General features: G+C 62.4%; 30 protein-coding genes and 2 tRNA genes. 9 read left to right on the top strand and 23 right to left on the bottom strand.

Going from position 1 to position 25589, the window contains the following annotated elements; translation table 11 throughout:
• Positions 1 to 117: 117 nt before the first annotated feature.
• The 15 genes from KIH79_RS10735 to KIH79_RS10670 are packed head-to-tail and all read right to left on the bottom strand — an operon-like array spanning position 118 to position 5287.
• Positions 118 to 717: a helix-turn-helix domain-containing protein gene (locus KIH79_RS10735; protein ID WP_219059363.1), complete on the bottom strand. Its 600-nt coding sequence runs from the start codon at positions 715 to 717 to the stop codon at positions 118 to 120.
• Between the two features lie 7 nt (positions 718 to 724).
• A complete protein-coding gene (locus tag KIH79_RS10730) occupies positions 725 to 925 on the bottom strand; it encodes a helix-turn-helix domain-containing protein (RefSeq protein WP_219059362.1) in 201 nt (66 codons plus the stop codon).
• Positions 913 to 1167: a hypothetical protein gene (locus KIH79_RS10725; RefSeq protein WP_219059361.1), complete on the bottom strand. Its 255-nt coding sequence runs from the start codon at positions 1165 to 1167 to the stop codon at positions 913 to 915. The genes KIH79_RS10730 and KIH79_RS10725 overlap by 13 nt, the downstream gene beginning before the upstream one ends.
• Complete coding sequence (locus KIH79_RS10720) at positions 1164 to 1451, bottom strand: hypothetical protein (RefSeq protein WP_219059360.1); 288 nt, start codon at positions 1449 to 1451, stop codon at positions 1164 to 1166. Before KIH79_RS10720 ends, KIH79_RS10725 begins: the two co-directional genes overlap by 4 nt.
• A gap of 10 nt (positions 1452 to 1461) precedes the next feature.
• Positions 1462 to 1644 carry a hypothetical protein gene (locus KIH79_RS10715; RefSeq protein WP_033496499.1) on the bottom strand — a complete coding sequence of 61 codons (183 nt, stop codon included), beginning with the start codon at positions 1642 to 1644 and terminating at the stop codon, positions 1462 to 1464.
• The gene (locus KIH79_RS13060) at positions 1641 to 1763 is read right to left on the bottom strand and encodes a hypothetical protein (RefSeq protein WP_274518579.1); all 123 of its coding nucleotides are present in this window, start codon (positions 1761 to 1763) and stop codon (positions 1641 to 1643) included. Before KIH79_RS13060 ends, KIH79_RS10715 begins: the two co-directional genes overlap by 4 nt.
• Positions 1760 to 2167, bottom strand: a complete 408-nt coding sequence (locus KIH79_RS10710; protein WP_219059359.1) for a RusA family crossover junction endodeoxyribonuclease — start codon at positions 2165 to 2167, stop codon at positions 1760 to 1762. Before KIH79_RS10710 ends, KIH79_RS13060 begins: the two co-directional genes overlap by 4 nt.
• Positions 2164 to 2832 carry a hypothetical protein gene (locus KIH79_RS10705; RefSeq protein WP_219059358.1) on the bottom strand — a complete coding sequence of 223 codons (669 nt, stop codon included), beginning with the start codon at positions 2830 to 2832 and terminating at the stop codon, positions 2164 to 2166. The genes KIH79_RS10710 and KIH79_RS10705 overlap by 4 nt, the downstream gene beginning before the upstream one ends.
• 10 nt (positions 2833 to 2842) lie before the next feature.
• Positions 2843 to 3307 (bottom strand): single-stranded DNA-binding protein, encoded by a 465-nt coding sequence (locus KIH79_RS10700; protein WP_219059357.1) that lies wholly within the window; start codon positions 3305 to 3307, stop codon positions 2843 to 2845.
• Between the two features lie 6 nt (positions 3308 to 3313).
• A complete protein-coding gene (locus KIH79_RS10695) occupies positions 3314 to 3520 on the bottom strand; it encodes a PMP-22/EMP/MP20 family protein (protein WP_219059356.1) in 207 nt (68 codons plus the stop codon).
• Between the two features lie 3 nt (positions 3521 to 3523).
• On the bottom strand, positions 3524 to 3847 hold the full coding sequence (locus KIH79_RS10690) for a DNA-binding protein (RefSeq protein ID WP_219059355.1): 324 nt from the start codon (positions 3845 to 3847) through the stop codon (positions 3524 to 3526).
• On the bottom strand, positions 3840 to 4040 hold the full coding sequence (locus tag KIH79_RS10685) for a hypothetical protein (protein WP_219059354.1): 201 nt from the start codon (positions 4038 to 4040) through the stop codon (positions 3840 to 3842). The genes KIH79_RS10690 and KIH79_RS10685 overlap by 8 nt, the downstream gene beginning before the upstream one ends.
• Positions 4037 to 4216, bottom strand: coding sequence for a hypothetical protein (locus KIH79_RS10680; RefSeq protein WP_219059353.1), 180 nt, complete (start codon positions 4214 to 4216; stop codon positions 4037 to 4039). The genes KIH79_RS10685 and KIH79_RS10680 overlap by 4 nt, the downstream gene beginning before the upstream one ends.
• Complete coding sequence (locus KIH79_RS10675; RefSeq protein WP_219059352.1) at positions 4213 to 4899, bottom strand: hypothetical protein; 687 nt, start codon at positions 4897 to 4899, stop codon at positions 4213 to 4215. The genes KIH79_RS10680 and KIH79_RS10675 overlap by 4 nt, the downstream gene beginning before the upstream one ends.
• A gap of 13 nt (positions 4900 to 4912) precedes the next feature.
• Complete coding sequence (locus tag KIH79_RS10670) at positions 4913 to 5287, bottom strand: helix-turn-helix domain-containing protein (protein WP_219059351.1); 375 nt, start codon at positions 5285 to 5287, stop codon at positions 4913 to 4915.
• 16 nt (positions 5288 to 5303) lie between these two features.
• Here KIH79_RS10670 and KIH79_RS10665 point away from each other — a divergent pair, with 16 nt between their 5' ends.
• Entirely contained in the window at positions 5304 to 5561 is a 258-nt protein-coding gene (locus KIH79_RS10665) for a hypothetical protein (protein WP_219059350.1), read from the top strand.
• A gap of 4 nt (positions 5562 to 5565) precedes the next feature.
• Here KIH79_RS10665 and KIH79_RS10660 read toward each other — a convergent pair whose 3' ends face one another.
• Both KIH79_RS10660 and KIH79_RS10655 read right to left on the bottom strand, forming a co-directional pair.
• Positions 5566 to 5937 (bottom strand): hypothetical protein, encoded by a 372-nt coding sequence (locus KIH79_RS10660; RefSeq protein WP_219059349.1) that lies wholly within the window; start codon positions 5935 to 5937, stop codon positions 5566 to 5568.
• Positions 5938 to 5947: 10 nt separating this feature from the next.
• Positions 5948 to 6196, bottom strand: a complete 249-nt coding sequence (locus KIH79_RS10655) for a hypothetical protein (RefSeq protein WP_219059348.1) — start codon at positions 6194 to 6196, stop codon at positions 5948 to 5950.
• Positions 6197 to 6325: 129 nt separating this feature from the next.
• On the opposite strand from KIH79_RS10655, the gene KIH79_RS10650 reads away from it, so the two are divergent.
• Positions 6326 to 6673: a helix-turn-helix domain-containing protein gene (locus KIH79_RS10650; protein ID WP_219059347.1), complete on the top strand. Its 348-nt coding sequence runs from the start codon at positions 6326 to 6328 to the stop codon at positions 6671 to 6673.
• 146 nt (positions 6674 to 6819) lie between these two features.
• The gene (locus KIH79_RS10645; protein WP_219059346.1) at positions 6820 to 7518 is read left to right on the top strand and encodes a hypothetical protein; all 699 of its coding nucleotides are present in this window, start codon (positions 6820 to 6822) and stop codon (positions 7516 to 7518) included.
• A gap of 65 nt (positions 7519 to 7583) precedes the next feature.
• Here KIH79_RS10645 and KIH79_RS10640 read toward each other — a convergent pair whose 3' ends face one another.
• From KIH79_RS10640 to KIH79_RS10625, 4 genes are all read right to left on the bottom strand, one after another.
• Complete coding sequence (locus KIH79_RS10640; protein ID WP_219059345.1) at positions 7584 to 7850, bottom strand: hypothetical protein; 267 nt, start codon at positions 7848 to 7850, stop codon at positions 7584 to 7586.
• Positions 7851 to 7881: 31 nt separating this feature from the next.
• Positions 7882 to 9093: a tyrosine-type recombinase/integrase gene (locus KIH79_RS10635; protein ID WP_219059344.1), complete on the bottom strand. Its 1212-nt coding sequence runs from the start codon at positions 9091 to 9093 to the stop codon at positions 7882 to 7884.
• A gap of 170 nt (positions 9094 to 9263) precedes the next feature.
• Positions 9264 to 9334: transfer RNA gene (locus KIH79_RS10630), tRNA-Gly, on the bottom strand.
• Between the two features lie 488 nt (positions 9335 to 9822).
• Positions 9823 to 9910: transfer RNA gene (locus KIH79_RS10625), tRNA-Leu, on the bottom strand.
• Positions 9911 to 10232: 322 nt separating this feature from the next.
• On the opposite strand from KIH79_RS10625, the gene KIH79_RS10620 reads away from it, so the two are divergent.
• From KIH79_RS10620 to KIH79_RS10610, 3 genes are all read left to right on the top strand, one after another.
• A complete protein-coding gene (locus tag KIH79_RS10620) occupies positions 10233 to 10931 on the top strand; it encodes a hypothetical protein (protein ID WP_219059343.1) in 699 nt (232 codons plus the stop codon).
• Positions 10932 to 11252: 321 nt separating this feature from the next.
• Positions 11253 to 11522, top strand: coding sequence for a 30S ribosomal protein S15 (gene rpsO / locus KIH79_RS10615; protein ID WP_219059342.1), 270 nt, complete (start codon positions 11253 to 11255; stop codon positions 11520 to 11522).
• Between the two features lie 401 nt (positions 11523 to 11923).
• Positions 11924 to 14644 carry a polyribonucleotide nucleotidyltransferase gene (locus KIH79_RS10610; RefSeq protein ID WP_219059341.1) on the top strand — a complete coding sequence of 907 codons (2721 nt, stop codon included), beginning with the start codon at positions 11924 to 11926 and terminating at the stop codon, positions 14642 to 14644.
• Positions 14645 to 14899: 255 nt separating this feature from the next.
• Here KIH79_RS10610 and KIH79_RS10605 read toward each other — a convergent pair whose 3' ends face one another.
• Positions 14900 to 15112 (bottom strand): hypothetical protein, encoded by a 213-nt coding sequence (locus KIH79_RS10605; RefSeq protein WP_219059340.1) that lies wholly within the window; start codon positions 15110 to 15112, stop codon positions 14900 to 14902.
• Complete coding sequence (locus KIH79_RS10600; RefSeq protein ID WP_219059339.1) at positions 15099 to 15368, bottom strand: BrnT family toxin; 270 nt, start codon at positions 15366 to 15368, stop codon at positions 15099 to 15101. The genes KIH79_RS10605 and KIH79_RS10600 overlap by 14 nt, the downstream gene beginning before the upstream one ends.
• A 432-nt stretch (positions 15369 to 15800) precedes the next feature.
• Here KIH79_RS10600 and KIH79_RS10595 point away from each other — a divergent pair, with 432 nt between their 5' ends.
• The 3 genes from KIH79_RS10595 to KIH79_RS10585 form a co-directional block, all read left to right on the top strand.
• Positions 15801 to 16367 (top strand): LemA family protein, encoded by a 567-nt coding sequence (locus KIH79_RS10595; protein WP_219059338.1) that lies wholly within the window; start codon positions 15801 to 15803, stop codon positions 16365 to 16367.
• Positions 16367 to 18646: a DUF2207 domain-containing protein gene (locus KIH79_RS10590; RefSeq protein ID WP_219059337.1), complete on the top strand. Its 2280-nt coding sequence runs from the start codon at positions 16367 to 16369 to the stop codon at positions 18644 to 18646. Before KIH79_RS10595 ends, KIH79_RS10590 begins: the two co-directional genes overlap by 1 nt.
• A gap of 390 nt (positions 18647 to 19036) precedes the next feature.
• Positions 19037 to 25589: Spy0128 family protein (locus tag KIH79_RS10585; RefSeq protein WP_219059336.1), on the top strand; the 6553-nt coding region annotated here is incomplete at its 3' end.

The following is a 25589-nucleotide window of genomic DNA, read 5'->3' as shown; positions in this document are numbered from 1 at the left end:
GCCGCGCTCACCAGAACCGACCGCACCATCGGCCTCACCCTCACCAACATCGACTGGACCGCCCAAAGCATCCGCAACGGCGACCAGCGCCTCACCCTCATCCTCGACAAAACCGACCTACCCGACGTCGTCGCCGGCGCCGTCGTCGGCGCTGCTGGTGGTCGTGGTTTTTTCGTTGCGGGCGCGCGTACTCTCTCTACTCTCTAATGATTCATAGGATTCATGTTGATTTGTGTGCACGTATGCGTGCACCCCAGCTGCACCCCTGCTGCACCCCTGCTGCACGTCAGCTGCACCCCTGACGGGGGTCGGGTCGGCCGTTGAATCGTTGTCGTCGTTTTGGGGTGCATATGCTGCACCCCTGGATTCGGTGTCGCTCGCGTTCGATGCCGTGCCCGGCGCGACGGGCTCGGGTTCCGTGGTGGTGTCGATGGCGAGGTCGTAGACCTTGGGGCGTCGGTTGGCGGGCAGGTAGGCGAGGAGTCGTTGGTCGCCGTAGCGGATGACGCCTTTGGCGCGCAGGCGGCCGAGCCGGTCGATGATGGTGCGGCGGCTGATGGGCGTGCGGAACAGTTCGATGATCGTGTCGATGCTTTTGCCGAAGCCGTGCCCGTCGGAGTCGACGTTGTCGGCGATGATCATGAGGAGTTTGAATTCGATGGGGTCGAGGTCGGTGGGCGCCTCGTACATGGCCCATTGCATTGCCTTGTTGCTCATGATGGTCTCACTTTTCGAGGAGGTTGAGGGCGACCTGGTGGCCTTCGTCGGTCAGATGCCATTGGTCGTAGAAGTCGGGGTGGATGAGGCCGCGGTCTTCCAGGGCTTGGAAGGTGCGGCCGTTGTTGCGGTCGACGGGGTATTCCTGCCGGTTGAGCATGCTGATCAGGAGGTCCTGCATGGTGCGGGTGAGTTTCAGGCGTGCCATGAGTCCTCCCCGGTGAGCGGCCACAAATGACGGCTGGCGTCGCTGACGGCCCTGCGCGCCTGGCGCAGGTGGCCGATCGCGAGGGTGAGGTCTTCGAGCACGTCTTCGCTGGCGCCCCGGTCGCGGATCGTGTTGAGCAGGGTGAGCGCGTGGTCGAATTGGCTGCCGGTCAGGTCAAGCTGCCCGCAGTCGGCGGCCCACCGGCGACGGGCCTGCCGACTGCTGCTGTTGGATGCCGTCATTGCTCGTTCCAATCATGCTCGGACCAGTAGGCGGCCGCCTTGGCGATGTACCGGTCGACCTGCTCGGCGTGGGGCACGTATTCGCCGTCATAACGCTGCTGCGCCCAAAGCGTGCCGAGCGCGACGGGCGTGATCCGGTCGACGATCCCGCGCCGGGTCAATCCGGTCGCGTGCAGGTCGGGCATGAGCCGCCGGCCGGTCTTGGAATCGGTGACGGTCGCGGTCGCGTGGATGATCAGACCGTGCCGGTGCGCGTCGATGCTGAGTTCCAGATAATCGTTCACTTGAAACAGGTCACTGCTCCTTGTCGGGGTCCAACGCGTCGGCGCACGCCTGGACGAGGTCGGGTAGGTCGGTTTTGTCGAGGATGAGGGTGAGGCGCTGGTCGCCGTTGCGGATGCTTTGGGCGGTCCAGTCGATGTTGGTGAGGGTGAGGCCGATGGTGCGGTCGGTTCTGGTGAGCGCGGCGACTTTCATTCGAGGGGATCCTTGCTGTAGTCGCGAATGGTGGGGTTGGTGGTGTGGGGGCGGCGTCGGCGGCGTGCTTTTTGGCGTTGGTGTTCGATGGTTTGGCGGCGGTGCTTGTGCTTGCTCATTGGTTGGTTCTTTCTGTCGGGGTGATGTGGAATTCGAGGATGTGTTGTCCGGGTGGCGCGGTGTGGGGGCTCATGCGGTAGAAGGGGCCTTCGACGTGGTGCCAGTTGTCGTCGGGCCAGAGGCCGGCTTTGGTGAATCCGTCGATGATGGGCTTTCCTACGTTGTCGGCGTTGCTGGGGTCAGCGCGGGCTCGTCCGCGTGGCGGGTAGCGGACGTAGACGTCGAGGCGGCAGTGGTCGAAGGCGAGCTGGTCGTGTTGGTTGCGCCAGTTGACGGCGGTGGCCCAGCCGAGTCGTTTGAGCTGTTGCATGAGCCGGTTGTGCGCGTACCAGTTGCCGTGGGATCCGTTGTCGTTTTTCCACAGGGCCTTGGGGATGGTGATGGTGATGGTGTGCGTGGTCATCGTCGGGTTTTGCCGGTGGTTTTGGCGGCCTGGTGTTGGGCGAGGACGATCCATCGGCCGGGATGGTGGTGGTCGGGGGCGATTTCGCTGTGCCAGGTGCCGTTGGGGGCGGCGTTTTTGAAGGTGGCGAGGGTGTTGTGGTTGATGCGGCGGCGGACGCTCATCGCGGCGCGCCGGTCGAGGTCGTCGGCGATGATGCCGATGCGGCCGGAGAAGCGGACGAGGGCCTGGGCGGGTTTGGTCCACCGGGTTTCCGGCTTGGGACTGTCGGTTTCGATGTCGTCGGGCCAGTCGTCGACGAATCGGACGGATTTGAGCAGGATCATGTCTTCGGCGGTTTCCTCGGTCATGAACCCGGTCTTGCCGTTGGTGGCTTTGACTTCGGTGAAGCCGAGCGCTTGGAAGTATTCGCCGGGCGTGGCGGGCGGCGTTGCGGGGGCGGTGGTTTCGACGGTGGCGGGCATGGTGACGGGCTCCTTTGGTTTCACGATGGGTTTCACGGTGCTGGTTTTGGCGGGGATCCTGCTGGGAACTGGTTTGCCGGTGCGCTTGCACCAGCGGACCATGGCGATGCGTTCGCCGGGCTCGAGCTGGTCCCAGCCTTCGTTGACGGCGATCCGGTAGAGGTTTTCGAGATCGCCGTCGCTGTATTTCGGTGCGGTCATAGCGGTGTCCTTAGTTCCAGGGGTCGTTGGGATCCTGCGCCGCGTATTGGGCGGCGTACGGGTCGGCCGGCTGCTGCTGCGCCGCCGGGGCGGGGCGCGGCCCGGCGGCGCGTTGGATGCGTTGGATGCTTGCGGTGGCGCGTTGCAGGCTGGGGCCGATGTCGTCGATCAGCCAGACGGTCGACCATGCGGTCGATCCGTCGTCACGCTGGTAGGTGCTGGTCTTGGGTCGGACGCTGGCGATGACCTGGTCGCCCTTGCGGAACGTTTGGGCGATGTGGTCGGCCAGGTCGCGCCATGCCTCGCACCGCCAGCTGGTCGGGGTCACGTCGACCGGGTTGCCGGCCGTGTCCTTCTCCCAGCCGGACGAGAGCAGGCGCAGCGTGACCACGCTCACCCCGTTGCCGGTGGAGCGCAGTTCCGGGTCGGCGGCGAGCCGGCCGCGAATGGTGGCGGTGCTGGGATCCTTTGCCATAAGGCGTTATTCCTCCTTGTGATCGTGATGATGGTCGTTGTCGGGGTTGTCGTCGTATTCGTAGGCGAGCGCGCCGAGGATCATTGCGCCGAGCAGGCAGCAGAATCCGGCGAGCAGCAGGATCGCGGACGCTCGGACCGTGCCGGCCAGGATCAGGACCACGCCGGCAACAGCGCAATAGACGGTGAGAATGAGCAGCATGTCGTATCCCACCGGTTATTCCTCGAACCGGCCGAGATATTCTTCCATGGCCTTGCGGGTCACGCGACGCCAGCTTTTCGTGCCCCGCCTGGTCAACGGGCGGAAGGTGATCAGCAGGCCGGAGTTCGCCGCGACGAGGAGCGCGTGATAGTCCACGCTCCACACTTTCGCGGCCTCGTGCAGGGTCCACGCCTCGCGATTGTGCAGGGGCACGTTGTTCAGGGTGACGTTCACCCCGTCGGCGCGCAGGTCGCGGCGCATTTCCTTGGCCGCTGCCGAATACGGCGGCAGGCAGCCGGCGAGCGCCGTGCGTTCAAGGAGGGAAGCGGTTTCACTCATTGTCATCATCTCCTAGGCTTTTCAGGCTGGTGGTGAACCAGGTGAGCGCGTCGGGCAGGAGCAGGAGGCTGCCTGCGATCGTGTACGCGGCGAGGGCGAGCAGGTTGGCGATCGGGTGGGCGCAGCCGGTGTGGGTGAGCAGCCATGCGAGCGCGGCGAGCGCGCCGATGGCGAGGAGTAGTTTGGCGTTCATTGCTGGTCCTCCAGGCGGGTGATGACACGGTCGAGTTCGTCTCGCCACTGTTTGAGGCTGCCGAGGGATTCGACCAGGGTGATGGTGTTGCCTCCGGGTCGGCCGCCGCCGGGTAGAAGGATGCGGACGGTCGCGTCGAGGCGGTTCCTGTGGGCGATGATGTCGAGTGCGCTCATTGCTGGTGCTCCTTGTGCGGTAGATTGATGGGATGGGTGGTTCGAGCTTGTGGGACGTTATCGGTGCCCTTGGCAGCGCCGTCGGCGGATTGGGCGGGCTCGCTGGTGCTGTCGCCTTGTTCCAGGCGTGCAGTGCGAACAAGATCGCGAAGAAAGCGAACCGTTTGACGGAAGAATCCAACGGGATCGCCGGTGACTCGCAGCGGGTCGCCGAACAGGCCAATGACCTTGCCGGCGAGGCGAACGAGATAAGTGCCGACGCGAATGCGATCAGCCAGCGGGCGTTGCGCGTTACCGCGGATCAGCTCTCCTACAAATGGCGGGTGGAATTCGATGGCGAGTTGTCCACCGTTTTCCTGGTGAACGATTGCCCCCACGAAGCAATGGACGTGCATGTGGTCGTCCGTCACGAAGACCAGACCATCATGGATCGGCATGTCGGCAGCATTGCGCCGTTCGGTGAGGTCGCGCTCAAGGACGAGCTGTTCACGCAGCAGATAGTCGAAGACCAGCGTGCCATAGACCGGCTCAATGCCGGGGGTGGCGGGTTCCACTACCTCGGCGAGGGCGCGTATGCCGTCACCGTCCATGTCGTCTACACGAGCGAGCTCGGGAGCAGACGAAACGACGAGATCGAGCAGCGCCTCACCAATGGCGAGCGCCATTGAGTCTTCTCGCGTCATCTTTTTGTCTCCTTTAGAAAACGGCGAAGGGTCGGTCGCCTTGCAGGGTTTCCTTGATGGCGGCCGGCAAGGTTGGGGTGGCGAGTTTGGTGGCTCGGTCGAGGATTTCGGCCGGGTTGAGGTCGAGGGCGCGGCAGGTGTCGATGTAGTCGTCGAGGCTCATGCTGCGCGTGCGGAATCGGCTGGTGACGGTTTGTCGCGTGATGCCGAGTTGTTTGGCGAGGGCTTCGCGGGTGACTCCTTTGGCGCCGGCGAGCCGGGCGATGGTTTCGATCGCGATTTGCCCCGCCGTGAGGGTGGTAGAAATCTTTTCCATATCCTCAATGGTAAAGCTCTTTACCAAAGAGTCAAGCTGGCTTGCCGTATTGTTGGAAAAAAGTCTTTCCATCTGTACGATTGCCTCCATGGCCACTAATGGACGGGAATGGACGGAGCTCGACCGCGAGCTCATGCGGCTCATCGGCGAAGCGTGGGACGGGCGGGATCCCCGGCCGTCGAACCGGGCGGTCGCCAAGGCGATCGGCGTGACGCATCCGCGGGTCGCTGACCTCATGGCGGGGCTGCACGGCACGCCCACCGTGGACGAGTACTGCAACCTGTGCATCCTGTTCGGCCTCGATCCGGGGCGTACGCTCAATGAGGCGCTGCGCGCCGTCGCATAACCGTTCATCGCGTCTCCTTGCCGGCGAGCGCCGTGGTGGTGTGGGTTTTGATCCAGTCGGCGAGTTTGGCGGCTTGGTCGAGGCTGAGGGTGATGTGGCTGGAGCCGGTGGTGTCGAGGAAGCGCAGGACGGTCGCGTCGGTGACGACGCTTACGGCGATCCCGCCCTTGTTGGTGGTCTTGCCGATCCAATGCCAGCGGTGGCCGATCGCGTCAGCCAACACAGCGGCCTGTTCCAATGGCAGGATCCGTGTCGCGCCGTTCCCGTCGTGGTCGAGATCGCGCAGGGTCAGAATGATCCGCCCGGCGCGCGCCTCGCAGTGCAGAGGCCGCGCCCCGTCCTCGTGATTGAAGAACACAAGCGTTCGATTCGCCATCGCAATCACCTCACGCCACTAGGTCTTGCTGTTTGGCGTGGTTTCGGTCTTCGATGATCGTGACTTCGCCGGGGGTGAAGCCAAAGGCGTCAAAAAGGCCGACAAGGATCTTCGGCGTGGGGCGGCCATTGCTCACGGCGTCGTGCAGTTCGGCCGGCTCTACCCCCAAAGCGCCGGCGAGCGCCTCTTCTGTTTTGAGGCCGCTCATCTTGCGGACTCGGTCTATGAATCCTTCCCTGAAGACGAAATCCTTTGCCATCTTGACCTCATTTCATTTCGGTATCGTAATTTCATCTTGGTATCAAGATATACCCGCCTCCCCTCGTCTGTCAAACCGAAATGAAATTTTGATTTTGACATGGAATCACTTTGGTTCCATAATGGAATCATGGACAAAAAGCAGTGGTATGAAGGCCTTATAGGCAAGGACACAATCAAAGACGTGGCCAGAAAAGCCGGGATCTCCGCGACTACCGCCTGGCGCCAGTACTCAGACGGAGAATTAAACTTCTCCGCCGAAAACGTCATCCTCATCGCAAGAGCCTACGGCTCAAGCCCCGTCAAAGCCCTAGTAGCATTCGGCTACCTCAGCACCGAAGAAGGAACCCTCGAAATCGGAATCGAAGAAGCCCTCAGCAAAGCCACATGGCCACAAATCATGCAAGAAATGGCCCGACGAGTAGAAGCCAACCCACAAAACCCCACATGGTCATCCCCCATGGAAGTAGAACAATAAAACATCCCGGCGCTCGCCAGTGAGCACCGGGACGTTTTGCGTTTTGCAGCGTGATGGGCGAACATGGTCCTACGAGGAGCACGATCGGAGTGTCCCCGACGAAGAGAGCCGTGGCCTGTGGCAGCACAAGAGAGAAAGGCGGGCAAATGGCCGGCAATAAGCAAAACGCGGCAAAAAAGCCGTTCTGGAAGAAATGGTGGTTCTGGGTAATCATCATCGCGCTCGCCTTCATCGGAGGGAAGGGCGGCACTATCAATACGTCGACAAATCCCGTGACGACCAACACGCAGTCCACTGCGACGGCCCCTCAGCCGGAGTCGACCACCAAGCAGTCTGAGCCTACGACCAAGCCAAATGAGTCCGCGACCGAGTCGAAGAAGGAAGAGGAATCGCCGAGCGCGCAGTTCGCTGCCGCATTTTCCTCAGCCTATGGCACGCCCATATCCGATATCACGGCGTTTGATCCGCAGGACAGGGACGGCGGTCATTACCGGGTCGAATTCCGCCTGGGTGCGTATAAGGACTCGATCGGCAAGCACGGGACTATCGGAGACATGTCCATCGACATGATCGAATACGGCGGCAAACATAAAGACTTTCGCATCTACCTGACGGGTCCGAAAGAGTCCGTGATCGCCGCGTACCCCGCTTTGGCCAAGGCCATGGATCCGTCGCTGTCCGATGCGGATATACAGTCCATACTCGGCAAATTCTCTAACGAGGGAACGCCGATCAACGATGGTCTTTCGTTCGTTGATTCGAACAAGCGCATCAGAAACGATTCGCTCACGAACGGGAGCGACGAAACGGCTGAGGCGTATATCGACGCCGACTTCCGCAAGTAAACCTAGCGAGATACGTGAGGGCCCGGCGCTCATTGTAGGTGCCGGGCCCTCGTGCTGCCGTCGTCTTATCTCTTGCCCCCGTTGATGATGGCGAGCGCTGTCTGCGTGTCTGGTTTGTTGCGGAGGCGGATGGTGATGTTGGGTTTGAGTCCGCTGCGGTAGAGGCGGATGGTTTTGCCGGTGGCTTGGATGCTGGTGATGTCGTTGTAGTAGATGATGTCGGTTCGTGTTGTGCGGCCGAAGAGGCCGTGTTGGTCGATTTCGATGCGGTTGTGGTAGAGGCGGAAGGTGCCGGCGTTGAAGAGAATGTCGGGGGTGGTGGGTGCGGCCATCGTTGGTCTCCTTTGGGTGTTGGTGTTGATTTTAGGCGTTGATGGCTTGTCGTGCTTGTTGGGCGAGCTGGGCGAGTCGTTCGGGGCTCCAGTGGGTGTAGCCGGCAGTGGTGGTGATTTTGGCGTGGCCCATCATGGCTTTGCGGGCGTCTTCGGGGGCGCCGGTTTCGGCGAGGTGGGTGCTGAAGAAGTGGCGGGCGGCTCGCATGGTGATGTCGTCGGGGAGTCCTGCGTCTTGGAGGGCTCGGCGCCATCGCAGTCGTTCGACGTTGTTGGTCAGCGGGTGGCCGTGTCTGGTGAACAGGAGGCCGTTGGGCTCGCATTTGGCCGCCCGTTCGTGTAATCGGATCCATGTGGTTTCGCTGACGGGGATGAATCTGCGGCCCTGTCGGCTTTTCGGCGGCAGTAGCCAGAATCGTCCCTCCAAATGCCGGGCGTCGAGCCAGTTGGGAATGGTCGCGTCCGGCGCGAGCCGCTGCAGCTCCCATTCGACCTGGATGCCGTGGACGCCGCCCTTGGTGACCAGTTCTTCGGGTGTGAGCGCGAAGCGTTCGCCTTGGCGCATGCCGGTTTCGAACGCGAGGTCGAACATGAGGGCCCACATGGCCCGGTCCGCGTCGTCGTCCTGCAGCATGTCCCACTTGCGGTGTGCGGGGCGGCGTGCCGCTTCGATGGCCTGCTGGGGTTGGCCGGGGTTGAGGATCCGGGTTTCCTTCGACTCGTATCGGGGCGGTGTGGCGGCGAGCGCGGGGTTGGTGGGGATGAGTTGTTCGCGGACGGCGGCGTTGAGGATCTGTTGGAGGCGGATGTAGTGGTTGTGGACGGTTTTGCCGCTGCGGGTTTGGTTGAGTCGGGCGCACATGCGTTCGATGTCGCCGGGGGTGATTTTGTCGAGTCTCATGCCGCCGATCTGACTGCGGATGGCGTTGCAGTCGGATCGGTAGGTTTCGAGGGTGCGGGGTTTGACGTTCATGGCCGTTTGGGTGAGCCATCGGTCGATCCATACGTCGAGGGTGGGGGTGCTGGTGAGGGGTGTGGTTCCTTCGCGCTGCATTTTTTCGAGTTTGGCTTGGAGTTTTTGGCGGGCGGCGGTTTTGGTGGCGCCGCGGGCTTCGACGAGGCGGCGTTTGCCGGTTTGGGGGTTGGGTGCGATTTCCTTGCGGGCGTGCCAGACGCCGTTGGCGTCCTTCCATTCGCTGCCGGATCCCTTGGGACGGCGGTGTGTCGTTTCCTTGGTGTTCATGGGCTTCAGGCCTCTTTCCGTGTGCGTTAGAGGTCATGCTATAGGTCATGCTATCGGGGTCACGATCGGGCTTTATTGCCCCAAATCTTGCACTCCGACGGTATGCCGGCCCTTCAATGCGAAAGGCCGGAAACCCTTGGAATCATTGGGTTTCCGGCCTCTCAGCTGGGAGCGGATGACGGGAATCGAACCCGCGTAATCAGTTTGGAAGACTGAGGCTCTACCATTGAGCTACATCCGCAGTGCCGTGTAACGCGTGTAACGACTTGAGCCATTATACACAGACCCTTCCCAAAGGCAAGTCCAGTGCGAATGGGGCTCGTAGCGTGACGTTGCCGAGAGTGGGCCGGAGATACTGGCCATAATGTCACGCAAATGGGCCTTGCCGCGTGACATTGCTGCTAGCAAGCCGATCCTACTGGGGTTGATACCACGCTAACCGAGTTCCAAGCCCCCGTCCCATGGAGATCAGCCCCGTGGAGATCAAAGGGGTAGGAACTCTCTGCCGCTCGGGATACTGCGTGGCGGTTTTCGCTCGCTGCGGGACCCGCCAGCGAGCGAAAACCGCCGCCCGAAAACACCGCGTTCAGTTCCTATAGGCCTATAACCCCCTAAACACCACAAAAGTTCCTATAGCCCATAGCCCCAGACACCCATAGCCCCAGACACACATTTTGGCCTATAACCCAGAATACGAAAAGGCCCCGTGTTTCCACGGGGCCTTGCCGGTGTCCGAGATGGGACTTGAACCCACACGCCTGTATAAAATAGGCACTAGCACCTCAAGCTAGCGCGTCTACCATTCCGCCACCCGGACAGGTGTCGTACGCGACGAATGAATACTGTATCGGGGAAGCGGCGATGCGTCAAATCGACGTGTCGCGGTGTGGCGCGAGGGATGCGTGACGGAGTCATCGCGCAGGAACGGTCGGCTGGGCGGAGAGGCGGGATCGTTCGGATGGGCGTGGACGCGCCGCGATGGCGGAGAAGATCGGGTTGTCCGATGCTCTTGTCTGATGCGGCATCTGGAATCCGGGGCCAATCGGCTTTGCGGAACGCTTGGACTAAGATGGGTCGCGGAATTGACCGGAATACCGGAACTACCGGAACGCTTTGACGATGATGAACGGGGCTGGTGCATGGCGAACGCAACCAACGAGTCGCACGCGGCGAACGAGACGAACGAAGCCACGGAGATCGTGGACGGCAAGGTCGAGGAGGTCGAGGTGTCCCGCCATCCCGACCCGTCCATCCCCGAATCGGACCTGTCGCTGGCCGACATCGAACGGCGCAAGTTCCAGCCCGTGCATTGGGGCGTGTACCTGACGGCCGTGCTGGCCGCCATCATCGCGCCGTACTGGCTGGGTCGCATGCTGGCCGTCCAGCGCACCGCGTGGCTGGTCGCGCACATGAGCGTATTCGATCAGCGCGGCCTTGTGTTCCTTGCGTGGACGGTCACGCTGGTCACGCTCACCGGTCTCGGCATGGCCGTGGTCGAATCGAAGACGTGGCTGTGGCGCATCGTGTTCGTGATCGGGCTTGCGGCCGAGCAGTTCATCGCCGGGCTCAGCCTGCTCAAACTCAACTTCTGGTATTCGACGTACGTCGTGTACGGCGACGCGGCTCCGCTGGCGAACGCGACGAACCTCGGCATCATCGCCGCCGGGTTCGGCGTGGCAGCGTACGCGGTGCTGTGGGTCGGTCTGCTGATCCTGATCCGCAAGGACTCGCCGCTCAGCGTGCTCACGCGCAGCTGGGCGTCGTTCATCATGTTCTTCGCGATCGAGGCCGCCGCGTTGCTGATCGTGCTGTTCGGCGGTCTGCTGACGACGGTATGACGTGCGCGGCGGCGTGCCGTGATCCGCTCTCGGTGCGGCTCCAGTGGCGGAAAAGACTCGCTGGTACGTGGCTCAGTGAGCGAAAACCGCCACGCGATGATCTCTGCGTCATCTGCACTGCGTCTGCGCTGTATCTGCTGTGCTGCATCTGCGCTGCGTTGCGCCACGTGCGATCGACCCGCTCTCGCGTGCGGCAAGTCCTGTTTTCAAACGAAAGTCCCGCACCCGTCGTATAGTATCCCCTTGGCGTGTTTCGCCCGCGGATAGAGAGCGCGCCGGCAGTGGGCCGGCAGCACCGCGCAGCAACATAAGGAGGATGCCGTGGCACTTACGGCTCAGGAAAAGCAGGAAATCATCACCAAGTACGCGACGCACGAGGGCGACACGGGTTCTCCGGAGGTCCAGGTCGCGCTGCTGTCCAAGCGCATCGCTGATCTGACCGAGCACCTCAAGGAGCACAAGCACGATCACCACTCCCGTCGTGGTCTGATGCTGATGATCGGTGACCGTCGTCGTCTGCTCGACTACCTCAAGCGCGTCGACATCAACCGTTACCGTGCCCTGATCGAGAAGCTGGGTATCCGTCGCTAGCATACTTAACGCCCGAGCATCCAATGCTCGGGCGTTTTTGCGTGCAAGGCGCGTGCAAGACAAGGCACGTGCAGGACGTGCCGGGACCGTGCCGTGGAGAGGTGCGGAACAGCCGGATCCGACGCGAACGCCGGCCGCCGAAAGGCCGGCAACCAAAGAAGCGCCCGGCGGGGCGCTCTTGTCTGAGGGTGAAACGCACAATAGGTTCTGAATCTGACAGATGACAGCGCGGCTGGGTACGTCCGCGTGCGAATGAGGCCGATTCGAGGAAACGCCGGGAGGAAGAGACGCTTCCGGTCGGCCGAATACGAAGTATGGCAGAGGAACGGTCCGACCGGGCGGGGCTCGGCGCGGACAGCAGGTTTACATAAGAAGAACACAAGTAAAAAGGAGGAACCCTAATGGAGGGTCCCGAAATCAAGGCCGTTGAGGCCGTAATCGACAATGGCTCGTTCGGCAAGCGCACGCTGCGCTTCGAAACGGGCCGTCTCGCGCAGCAGGCGGACGGTGCCGTCGCCGCCTACCTCGACGACGATTCGATGATTCTGTCCACCACCACCGCCGGTTCCAGCCCGAAGGAGAACTACGACTTCTTCCCGCTGACCGTCGACGTCGAAGAGAAGATGTACGCCGCGGGCAAGATCCCGGGCTCGTTCTTCCGCCGCGAAGGCCGTCCGTCCAACGACGCGATCCTCGCCTGCCGCATCATCGACCGTCCGCTGCGCCCGCTGTTCCCGCACACGCTGCGTAACGAGGTGCAGGTCGTCGAGACCGTGCTCGCGATCAACCCGGACGACGCGTACGACGTCATCGCGCTGAACGCGGCCTCCGCGTCCACGATGATCTCCGGCCTGCCGTTCTCCGGCCCGGTGTCCGGCGTCCGTCTGGCCCTCATCGACGGCCAGTGGGTCGCGTTCCCGCGCTGGAGCGAGCGTGAGCGCGCCGTGTTCGAGATCGTGGTCGCCGGCCGCGTGATCGAGAACGGCGACGTCGCGATCGCCATGATCGAGGCCGGCGCCGGTAAGAACGCCTGGCACCTCATCTACGACGAGGGCCAGACCAAGCCGGACGAGACCGTCGTGGCCCAGGGCCTCGAGGCCGCCAAGCCGTTCATCAAGGTCATCTGCGAGGCCCAGAACGAGCTCAAGGAGAAGGCCGCCAAGGAGACCAAGGAGTTCCAGCTCTTCCCGGAGTACACCGACGAGCTGTACGCGCGCATCGACGAGATCGCCCACGCCGATCTCAACGAGGCGCTGTCCATCGCGGAGAAGCTGCCGCGTCAGGACCGCATCCACGAGATCAAGGAGCACGTGCGCGAGATCCTTGCCAACGAGTTCACCGACATGGCGGACGACGAGAAGGAGAAGGAGCTCGGCAACGCGTTCAAGGAGCTGCAGCGCCAGATCGTGCGCCGCCGCATCCTCACCGAGGACTACCGCATCGACGGCCGTGGCCTGCGCGACATCCGCACCCTGTCCGCCGAAGTGGACATCGTGCCGCGCGTGCACGGCTCCGCGCTCTTCCAGCGCGGCGAAACCCAGATCCTGGGCGTCACCACGCTGAACATGCTCAAGATGGAGCAGCAGATCGACGCGCTGTCCGGCCCGCAGTCCAAGCGCTACATGCACAACTACGAGATGCCGCCGTACTCCACCGGCGAGACCGGCCGCGTCGGCTCCCCGAAGCGCCGCGAAATCGGCCACGGCGCGCTCGCCGAGAAGGCCATCGTGCCGGTGCTGCCGAGCCGCGAGGAGTTCCCGTACGCGATCCGTCAGGTCTCCGAGGCCATCGGTTCCAACGGTTCCACCTCGATGGGCTCCGTGTGCGCCTCCACCCTGTCCCTGCTCGCCGCGGGCGTCCCGCTGAAGGCCCCGGTCGCGGGCATCGCCATGGGCCTCGTGTCCGGTGACGTGGACGGCCAGCACATCTACAAGACCCTGACCGACATCCTGGGCGCCGAGGACGCGTTCGGCGACATGGACTTCAAGGTCGCCGGCACCAGCGAGTTCATCACCGCCCTGCAGCTCGACACCAAGCTCGACGGCATTCCGGCCGACATCCTCGCCGGCGCCCTGCAGCAGGCGCACGAGGCCCGCACCACGATCCTCGACCTGATCAACGAGTGCATCGACGGCCCGGCCGAGATGAGCGAGTACGCGCCGCGCATCATCACCACCACCGTTCCGGTCGACAAGATCGGCGAGATCATCGGCCCGAAGGGCAAGAACATCAACCAGATCCAGGAGGACACCGGCGCCGAGATCGCGATCGAGGACGACGGCACCGTGTTCATCTCCTCCGAGGGCGGCGAGGCCGCGGAGAAGGCGAAGCAGATCATCGACCAGATCGCCAACCCGCACGTGCCGGAAGCCGGCGAAGTGTACAACGGCAAGGTCGTCAAGACCACGTCGTTCGGCGCATTCGTGAACCTGACTCCGGGCACCGACGGCCTGCTGCACATCTCGCAGATCCGCAACCTCGCCAACGGCGAGCGCATCGACGCGGTCGAGGACGTGCTCAAGGAAGGCGACACTGTCGAGGTCGTCGTGCAGGGCGTCGACGATCGCGGCAAGATCAGCCTCGCGATCCCGGGCTTCGAGGATCAGGAATCCGGCGCCGGCCGTGGCGCTTCCCGCGGCGGCGACCGTGGCGACCGCGGTGCCGATCGCGGTGATCGCGACGACCGTCGCGGCGGCCGCGGACGTCGTTCCGACCGCGACGACCGTCGTTCCGATCGCGACTACGATGATCGTCCGCGTCGTTCGCGCCGCGACGATCACGATGACGACGACTACGACGATCGTCCGCGCCGCCGTCGTTCCGATCGCGACTACGACGATCGCGACGACCGTGATTACGATGATCGTCCGCGCCGTTCGCGCCGCTCTGACCGCGACTACGACGATCGCGACGACCGCGACGACCGCCGCGACGACCGTCGTTCGTCCCGTTCCGATCGCGACGACCGCGACTCCCGTCCGCGCCGTTCGCGTCGCGGCGACGATCGCAACCCGCGCTACGCCGCCGACGAGAACTACGACGAGTACCGCGCCGAGCGCGTCGAGCGCACCGAGCGCCCGCGCCGCCGCGTGCGTCGCGACTTTGATCCGTTCGAGGATTAAAGTCCTCTCACGGATCCTTCGCGGGCGCCTATGGCGCGCCCGCTCACTTCGCCTACGGGAAGCCCAGTGGGCTTCCCGCTTCACGGCTCAGCGTTCGAGGACTGATCATCCTGTAACTGAGGGGAGACCGCGGGCTTGATACCCGTCGGTCGTCTCTTCGGCCTGTAAGCGTGCGGCATATGGGTGTGGCCCGTCACCATCCTTGGCGACGGGCCACACCCATATGCCGCACGCTTCGTCGTGCATTCGGCGTACTCAGTGAGCCGTTTGCGTCGCCGGCATGGACTGCGGCGATGCGGTGGCGGCCCATGCTGGCACCGTCATGGTGATGCGCGGGCCCAAAGGCGGATGATGCTCAACGATGGGATGCTCCACATCGAAAAATTCGAGTACGTCGTCGCCGTTATCGAACATGCGGTCCAGCTCTTCGGCACTGATGCTGCGTTTGCCGTCTTTAGTGGCGATCATAGATTGCCTCCTCGTTCTTTCGTGAACGGCGTACGGATATGATCCGAATGCGTTCTCCTCTCATGGTGATGACTGCCGTCCAATGCTTATCGTCAATCATACCGAGCACAAGATATCGCGCGGCGTCGTTGCCGGAATTATTGGATCGAAGCATCACTGTCTTGCTCCCGTCCCATAGCCGCTGTGCCTCATCGAAATCGATGCCGTGCTTGGCGAGGTTATGCGTGCTTTTCGCGTTGTCATACTCGAATTCCATGCGCACGCCTCTCCAGCGGGAATGAGGAATGATGGTGTGCGATAGGTGCACGATCGCTATGCGGTGCTGGCGTTGTCATGATGGTCCCTTTCGACGATGTGTGTCGGGCGGCCTACGCCCCGGTGGTGAGACCGTATCCGGTACCGATCGCTGCGCGCAATGCAAACCGAGGTATGTGGTCGAATGGTATGGATTATCCACACTCGGCGTGTCTGTCCACATACATTGTGGATAACCGGTGATGGCTCGGCCGTATCGCGGATGATGCGTGGAGGTTTTGTCTCGCTGACGGACATGTCAGCGAGACAAAACCTCCAGTCTGTATTACGGGCTGGAGGTCGGTCAGGCGGCGGTATCCGAGGCGTGTGGAAGAATGACAGGTAATCGATTGTGCGACTGACAAGGGGATCGAACGGCAAAGGAGCAGACACGATGATATGGATCATCATTATTCTGGTGGCGCTCATCGCACTGGTGCTGTGGGGCGTGGGCGCGTACAACGGGCTGGTCACGCTGCGCAACCGCGTCAAGAACGGCTGGGCGCAGATCGACGTGCAGTTGAAGCAGCGCGCCGATCTGATCCCGAACCTCGTGGAAACGGTCAAGGGCTACGCCGGTCACGAATCGACCGTGCTCACGCAGGTGACGGCCGCGCGTGCCGGCGTGGTCGCCGCGGCCAGCGATCCGAACGCGACGACCGTCCAGCGCGCCGCCGCGGAAAACGCGCTCTCCCGCGCGCTCGTCAACCTGCAGGCCACGGCCGAGGCGTACCCGCAGCTGCAGGCCAACCAGAACTTCATGGACCTGCAGGCGCAGCTCAAGGAACTCGAATCCAAGATCGCCTACGCGCGCCAGTTCTACAACGACGTCGTGCTCAAGTACAACACGGCCACCGAAACCGTGCCGAGCAACATCATCGCCGGGCTCTTCCACTTCGAACAGGCCGAATACTTCCAGGCCGACGAGCAGTCGCGTCAGGTGCCGCAGGTCAAGTTCTGATGGACGTCAAACGCGTCACCAAGTCCGCGTTCATCGCGGCGCTCGTCGTTATACTGGTGTTCGGCGGCACGTTCGTCGCGTCGCTGTTCGACGGCGGCGCCGATCTGAGCTACCGCACGCTCGACTACAGCGTCGACGTGCAGTCGGACGGCAGTCTCAAGGTCACGCAGCACATCGACATGCGACTGAGGAAGCGCACCGATGACGACGACAACGTGCGCCCGTGGAAACAGCTGTACCAACACTACGAGCTCAACGGCGTTAATCTGTCCGACATCACCGACGTTTCCGTGCGCAACGCGACCACCGGGCAAACGTATGCACAGACCGAACCGCGCCTGCCGGATGGCTTAAGCGAGCGCGAATGGAACAGCGACTGGGCGAACCACTGGTACATCGCCGACGCGACCGGCGCCTCGCTCGAACCGTACGAGCCGATCAGGGACGGCCTGCCGATTGGCACCGGCAGCGGAGAGACCAAGACCATCGAAATCGGCTGGAACATCCCCTACACGACCAAGGCGGACAGCCTCAAATTCGACGTGACGTTCACGCTCGTCGGCACGACCACGCTGTACGACGACGTCGCCGCGTTCCAATGGGAGCCGCTCGGCAAGTCGAACGAGACGCCGATCGGCAAGGTCACCGGCACCGTGCGCTTCCCGGACGGCATCACGGCCGGCAATTCGTGGGCGTGGCTGCATTACACCGGCACGTCCGAAACCGCACGCGGCGAAGGCGGCGCGCTCACGTTCGCCGCGTACGACGTGCGCGCGGAGGAGTACCTTGATCTGGTCGTCGCCTACGATGCGAACGTCGTCAAAGAGCCTTCGTGGTGGAAGGGCGATGACAACGTCGGCAGCCGGTCCGGCAACTGGATTCGACGGGGGAGCGGCGACCATCTCGATTGGCTCAAGGCCGACGAGACGCGGCAGGAAACCGCATGGCGCGACCGACAGCGCTCGTACGCCCGCGCACGACTGGCGGTGGGACTCGGCTTTGCGCTCGTCGGATTGATCCTGTGCGTGATCGCGGTCGTCTCCGCGCTGCGCAGCCACCGGATCGCCGACTATCGCGGCGACATCGAATACTGGCGCGAACCGCCCGACATGAGCCCCGCGTCCGCGGCCAAAATGGCCGATGTCATGGGACTCGACGGCAAAGGTTCGCTTGGCTCGCGGCGCATGACCTCCACCATGCTTTCGCTTGCCTCGAAAAAGGCGATCGCGATACGCCCCGGCTCCGCGGAAATCTACCGCGGCATCGACATGAGCACCGCCTCCGCCGCCGAACTCGCCGCGCTCATCGGTTCCGATCCGGGGCGCGTGACGGACGCGGCCGGCACCAGCACCATCGTGATCATGCCCGTGTGCTTCGACCAGTCCGCCCGCGCCAGTCTGCGCCTGAGCGACAGCGAGGACCGCGCGCTGCGGCTGCTCGAGGCGATCTCCCAGCGCATCGGCTCGCCCGTGTTCGACCTGCGCCAGATGAACGCCGCCTGCAAGAACTGGAAGAGCGGCTACAAGGTGCTCGACAAGTACGAAACCGCCTGCGCCAACGAATTCGCGATGCTCGGCGCGACCCGCTCGTGCGGCGTCGGCGCGAGCGTGGCCGGCGGCTTCGGTCTGGCCGTCGCGATCATCGGCACGGTGGTCTTCGGCGCGTGGGGCAACGTGGCGCTCGTGCTGTGTGTGGCCGCGCCGACCATGTTCTGCAGCCTGTTCGCGCTGATCTGCGCCAAGCACACGGCGCTCACCCCGGCCGGACAGCGCTGGGGCGGGCAGGTGCACGGTCTGTACCGGTACTTGGTCGATTTCTCGGACTTCTCCGATCGCGGCGCGGCCGACCTTGTGCTCTGGGACCGTTACCTCGTGTATGCGGCCGCGTTCGGCATCTCCGACCGCGCGCTGCGCGAACTCGCCAAGGCGTACCCGCAGATCACCGACCCGGACTGGCTCGACTCCAACGCGTCCGATTCGGTGCTGTACTGGAACTACAGGCCGTACGGATGGTACCGGCATTCGGCGTACGGATCCGGTTTCGGCGGCTCGGCCGACGGCCCGTTCCCGGGCGGCGGATTCGACCCGTCGTCGTTCAGCGCGAACATCGGCGACATCGGCGCGCAGCTTGACGCCGGCTTCGCCGACATCCGCTCCACGATCTCCGCGGCCGCGCCTTCGTCCGACGGCTCCGGCGGTTCGGGCGGCTCGTTCTCGGGCGGCGGCGGATTCGGTGGCTCGTCCGGCGGTTCCGGCGGCGGCTCGTTCGGCGGGCGGTGAACGGAATCGGTCTTATGCGAGTCGGCTGAGCGACTAAACCGTTTGCAGTGCGTTGCAGTCAGACCTGTGTTTTGTATAGTGAGTCACAGTTCCTTGCGGTCCGCATATTGGTTGGTTTTCATACTGTGATAAGGCAAACAGGGGGTATAAGTTAACGGAGTTTACGTTTTGCAATCGTTTGCATCGCTGGAATTAAGCCGTTTATATTGGTGATATTTTCCGTGGGGGGGGGGGTATCGTGCCCTGCTAAGGGGTGTGAGAGGACTCTGTATATTGCGATGCATGTGATGCAGGGTGGTTCATCTCGCGAACCTACTTGTTGTTGAGGAAGCAAGGGAGTTCAGGATGCTTCGCCTGTGGAACAAAACAATTGGACGGGTGTTGGTGGCGATGGTCGCCGCACTGGCCATGCTGATTACCGGTGTGAATCTGACGCCTGTTGCCAATGCCTCGGATGGTGCATATAACCCGGACGAGCCGGCAGTGCAGGTTACCAGCGGCGTGACGGTGACGGTGTACAAGGACAAGAACCACACGGAGAAGTTCGATCAGGATAAGGATAAGGCCGACATTGGCCAGACCTTCTACGGCCAGATCAGCTTCGACTTCACGGACGAGCAGAAGCCCACGCTGGGCAGTCCCAACCGTTCCTACACGTTCCCGAGCAATATCAAGGTCAAGGACAAGAAATCGTCCCCGCTGTACGACGGCGACGGCAACGTGGCCGGCACTTGGGAGATCAAGGGCGGCGTGGTCACCGCGCACTGGAACGAGGACTGGCTCAACAGCCATCCCTCCGACATCTCCTCCTACGTGAGCTTCGACTTCACGCTCGGTGAGGACGCCGGCGGCAACGACGACAAGGAGGACATCCACTTCCCCGGTGGTGGCGGCGACATCACCATCACCATAGACAAGTCCAAGGTGAGCGGCGAGAAGGACTATGAGGTCAACGACGACGGCACCGTCACGTTCACCGTCACGCTTAACCCCCAGTTCGCAGTGAACAACATGGTCGTCACCGACACCATGGGCTCCAACTTCACATTCGTCGACGGCAGCTTCCAGCTCGACGGCAAGCCTGTGAACGCCACCATCGAAGGCCAGAAGGCCACCATCGGCCTCGGCGACCTCGCCAAGGCCGACAAGGACGGCTACCAGCTCACCTACAAGGCGCAGCTCACCGACGCCGCCAAGCAGAAGCTCGCCAACGGCGAGAAGCTCGACGACGCCCAGAACACCGCCAACTGGACGTGGGACGGCGCCGACAAGCCCGGCGAGGCGGACGTCACCCCGAACCTCAGCTACAGGATGGTGCAGAAGTCCAACGGCTCCGGCACCGCCTCCGACATCAAATGGACCGTCAAGCTCAATTCCGGCACCCTCAAGGCGGACATGGGCAACTACGTGTTCAAGGACTCCATCAAGGACGGCCAGCACTACACCGGCTCCTACACCGTGAAGGACGCCAACGGCGACACGGTCGCCACTGGCCAGCTCAACGGATCGGCCAAGGACTTCAGCTACACGTTCCCGGCCGATGCCGGCGCGCAGCAGTACACCATCGAATACCACACCGCGCTTGACAACGAGGAATCCCCTGCCAAAGTGAACAATACCGCCACGGTGATCCCGCCGGATGACAACCACCCCGGCGGCAGCGATGATGGCTCGTTCAAACCAGGTAACAGCAAGACCTATATCGAGAAGAAGCTCGACTCGAGCGCTTCCACAAATGCTCAGGGTCGCGCCACATGGACGTCGACCATATACACGTCCCGCATGCCGGCCGGCACCGATCCCACAACGCTCGAATTCGCAGACAACACTGGCAGCGCCGCCGACAACGTTCATAGCAAGCCGGAAGGCGCCACATTCACATTCGAAGACAAGCCGACTTTCACCCTCAATGGCACGACCCTTGTGGAAGGCACGGATTACGAATACACGCGCGATTTCACCGATACGTCGTTCAACGTCCGGTTCAAGGGAGATACGGTCAAGGCGGCCTTCGGCATACGCGACATCACGGTGACCTACGCCACCATCTGCAACAAGGTGCCCGGCGCCTACACCAACCGTTCGGTCGTCAAGTTCGGCGATCACCCTTCGCAAGGCTACAACGCCACGGACACGATCGAAAAGACGAACTTTGTCTCGAAGACCGGCTCCATGAAATGGGACAAAGACTTCAACTGGTCGGAGATCAATAAGAACGACAACGCCAAGGGCGCATGGGTCGCCACGTGGAAGGTCCAGGTGAACGAGAACAACGATCATGGACAGGTTGATACGCAGGGCAAGCCGATCGTGGTGACCGAGACGCTGCCTCAAGGCATGAGCTATGTGCCCGGCGGCACCTACGATATCAAGAGCAACTCGTCGGAGCTCGAGAAGCAGAATCTTGATGACACCATTACGCAGCATCAGGGCGGCACGATTGTCTTTACCATCCCCACCGCCGGCCTCATGCATGACAAGAGCGATAGCGATAAGGCGTTTGCCACACTGACGTATCAAACGGCCGCCAAAGGCACAGGACAAAAGGTGTCGTTCACCAATACGGCAAGCGCATCCACCGGGGATACCAATCTCGGCAAAGATTCCGCGACGGTTGATGGCGAGCATGATGTCATTGACAAGTCCGCGGCCCAGATCGAGGATCTTAACCATGTCCGCTACACCGTCAAGGTGAATCCGGAGGGCGTGGACCTCGTCAAGGATTCGGATGTGCTCACCCTCGCCGACGTGATGGACGCCGAAGGCACGTTCATCCCGTCATCGCTGAAAATCACCAACCCCGTCACCGGAGCGACGCTCGTCGCACCGGTGAACGTGGAGCGGGTAACCGACGCCGACGGCCGCCCCACCACCAAGCTCACGCTCACCCTGCCGGACTCGACGCCCGTCACCGTGATATACGACGTCAAACCCAACGGCAAGCCCGGCGACAAGGTGCACCTTTCCAACACCGCCACACTGGAAGGCGTGGCCGGCGGAGAGAGCATCAACGAGAAGGATTGGACCGTGACCAACCCGAGCGCCGGCACCGAAGGCGCCGCGGGCACCATCACCGTCACCAAAACCGATGCCTCCGACCTTTCCCGGACGCTGCCGGGCGCGGAGTTCGCGCTGTACAAGGTGGATATGGGGGAGCTTTCCGGCACGAAGGTCACATTCGACCAGATCAAGGCCGCTGCCAACAAGGTTGGTGACAATGTCACTACCGATACCAACGGCGTCGCGACGTTCGGTTCAGCCAGCAGCCCTCTGGAAACCAACACGCTCTACTACTTCGTGGAGACCGAAGCGCCCAAAGGATTGGACGGCGTCGAATACGAACTCGACCCCGATCCCACCTACTTCATGCTTCCCGGTACAGATGCGGATGAATCAAGCACCACGCTTGCCAAGGCCAGAGGGTTCGGACTGCCCGTGTCCGACGCCGCCTCGTACAACGTGTACGACAAGCGCAAACCGCAACCGGCGACGGGTTCCGTCACGCTTGGCAAGCAACTGACCGGCCGTGCGTGGAAGGACTCGGACACCTTCACGTTCCAGCTCAACGCGGATGCCACGAACAGCAAGGGTGTGACCGCGGACGAGGTCAAGGCCGCGATACCGAAGCACACCACCGCCACGGCGACAAAGACCGGTAACGGCGCGGACGGCGACATCTCGAGCTTCGCATTCGGTGATTTCACCTTCTCCGAGCCAGGTATCTACGCTTACACGGTCAAAGAGACCGGACAAGACGGCAATGGCGTGGCACTCGACACCCGCACCGCCACGGTGACGTTCGACGTCGAGGAGAACTCAGTCGGCAACCTCACGGTCAAGGGCGGTCAGCCCACGATCGCCGGCATCGACGACCATAACGGCGATTGGGTATTCAAGAACACGTACCAACCCACCCCGGTCACGACCTCCGGCACCATCAAGGTGCAGAAGGACCTCTCCGGCCGGGCATGGAAACAGGGCGACTCGTTCGAGTTCCGTCTCGCCCCAACGAAACAGAATCCCAACGCTCCGCTGCCCGCAGGCGCGGACAACGGGTATGCCGCATTGACCGTGACCGACAGCGGAGTGCACGCTTTCGGCGACATCACATACGCCAAGGCCGGCACCTACGAGTACAACCTGTATGAGCATACCCCCACGGCAAACGATGGCAAGCACGCCATCCCCGGCATCGACTACTCCAACGCGCTCTACCATGTAACGGTGAAAGTCACGGATGACGGCAACGGTAAGCTGTCCATCGACTCGAAGAACGGCGTCGTCGTGACCAAGACATCCAACGACGACGGTTCCGACTACAAGAACCCCGACACGCCCGTCGCCTTCGACAAGGCGCGATTCACCAATTACTTCAACGCAGAGAGCATCAACTTCAGCCTGCTCGCCACCAAGAAGTATGAGGACAAGACCGGTTCCAAGCCGCTGACCGACCGCATGTTCTCATTCACGCTCACCGCAAACGACAATGCCCCGATGCCTGATGACGTGAAGGGCGGTTCCGTGACCGCCGTAGCCAAGTCCGACGGCACGGTGTCGTTCCCGTCGATCAAGTACACCGGCTCCGATGATGACGGCAAAACCTACACGTACACGCTCCAGGAAAACGTGCCAGCCGGTGCCACGACCAGCACCGACCATAAGACCGCTGTGCTGAACGGCATGACCTACGACCTCACCTCCTACACGGTCAAGATCAAGCTCTCCACCATCACGGATGGCGACAAGCCCGTGCTCAAGCAGAGCGTCACCATACTCGACGAGAACGGCAACAAGGTGGATCCCGCCAAGCTCGACAACGGCCGGCCGGTGTTCTCCAACACCTACCAGCTCAACCCCGTGGACGCTTCCATCTCAGGCCAAAAGACGCTGACCGGGCGTGACATGGACGCGAACGAGACGTTCACATTCCGTCTCGGAGCGGCGACCGACGGCACCGCTGAAGCCAAAGCCGCAAGCGCCGGCCTGAAGGACGATTCCATCATCCTCGGCGGCGGTGCAAAGAAGGATACGCTCGAGACCACCGTCACGAACGCGAAGAACGGCGTTCCCGCTGAATTCGCGTTCAATCATCTGCATTTCACCAAGCCGGGAACGTTCAAGTTCTCGGTCACCGAAGCGGGCAACGTGAAGCAAGGCACGCAGAAGGACGAGCACGTCGGATACGTGACCGTCAAGGTCGTAAACAACGGTCAAGGCGGTCTGAAGATCGACTCGATCAACTACGACAATTCCACAGCCAAGACCGAAGCCGACAAAGCGCTCACCGACAAGGCCGGATTCACCAACATCTACGAGCCGGAAGGCTATGCGTTCTTCCTGCTGCACAAGAAGCTGACGGCCGTGGATGGCGCCGCAGCGCCGAAGTTGACGGCCGGCAAGTTCAGGTTCGGCCTGTATCAGGGTAACGGCGTAGACGGCAAGCAACCGATCCAGACCAGGACGAACGCCGCCCCGGTCAACGGCGAGGTCTCCGGACGCATCATCTTCGACCGCATTACCTATACGCTGGCCTCGCTTGCCAAGGCCGTGACCGACGGATACGCCACGTACGATGCAGCCGCGAAGACGTGGACGCTGACCTACACGGTGGCCGAGCTGGACACTGACAGCAAACCCGTGACCGCCAGCACAGCCAAAAAGGACGGCATTGCCTACGACACCACCACCCGCAAGGTGATCGTCACGGTCAGGGATGCCGGCAACGGCACGCTGCACACCGAATACATCGTCAGCGACGGCAATCCGAGCACATCCACCGAAGCGCAGTCCGAGGAGGCCGCATTCGACAACGTGTACGCGCCTGTGTCCGCCACCGTCGAACTGCATGCGCGGAAGACGCTTCGCGGACGAGACTGGCAGAACGGCGATTCGTTCACGTTCAAGCTCGAAGCCGTGGACGGCAAGCTCACGGCCGACGGCGCGACCGTGGCGAAGACCGATATTCCGATGCCAGCCGGCGCACAAAACGGCGTGCTGACGCACGACGCCACTGACGGCAACATGTTCAGTTTCGGCCAGATGACCTACACCAAGCCCGGCACCTACACGTACAACATCAGCGAGGTCCAACCCTCGGCGACGGAGGCACTGCCGGGGGTCAGCTACTCCTCCGACCTGTATCGCGCCACCGTCACCGTGGCCGATGACGGCAAAGGACAATTGACCGCCAAGGCCTCCATGGAACTCGTTTCCAAGATCAACCCCGACTCCGCCAAACAGGATAAGGCTGTCAAAACCGATCCCGCCACCGGCGATCCGGTGGCTGAAATCACCAACATCTATGCGAAGCTTTCCCAGAACTGGAGTCCGAAAGTTTATAAGAGCTATGCCGATTTGAGCGGCCGGAACCCACTCGTCGCCGGCAAGTTCGACTTCAGGCTCATCCCGGTCGATGGCGCCCCGCTGCATGTGCTTGGCGCTGGAGGCAAGGTAACCGAAGCCAAGGAGCTGAAGGCCCAGAACGCCGCCAATGGCGAGGCCACGTTCAAGGACGTGCAGTTCACCGACGCCGACCTTGCCGCGAACGGCGGTGCGAAGACCTACCGCTACGAGATTTCCGAAGTCAAAGGCTCCGAAGCGGGCATGACCTATGACGGCACGGTCTATACAGTCGATGTCACCGTCGCCATGGACGCCAACGGCTATTTGACCGTTACCCCGACGTTCAAGGACAAGAACGGCGCGTCGGTCACGGCCGACAAGATCGACACCGGACGCCCCGTGTTCACGAACACCTACACGCCCACCAAGGTCGACGCGCAGCTCAAGGCCCACAAGACTCTGAACGGCGCGACTCTCGCGGATGGTCAGTTCTCGTTCCAGCTGTATGACGGCCAGCAAACCGGCGACGGCGATCAGACGAAGCTCCTCCAGACGAAGACCAACGACGCGAACGGCGACGTGACCTTCGACAAGCTCGACT

The organism is Bifidobacterium miconis (genome assembly GCF_019331735.1).
GTDB classification, from domain to species: Bacteria; Actinomycetota; Actinomycetes; order Actinomycetales; family Bifidobacteriaceae; genus Bifidobacterium; species Bifidobacterium miconis.
The sequence above is the reverse complement of the archived record's forward strand: the minus strand, read 5'-3'. Positions and strand labels throughout refer to the sequence as shown.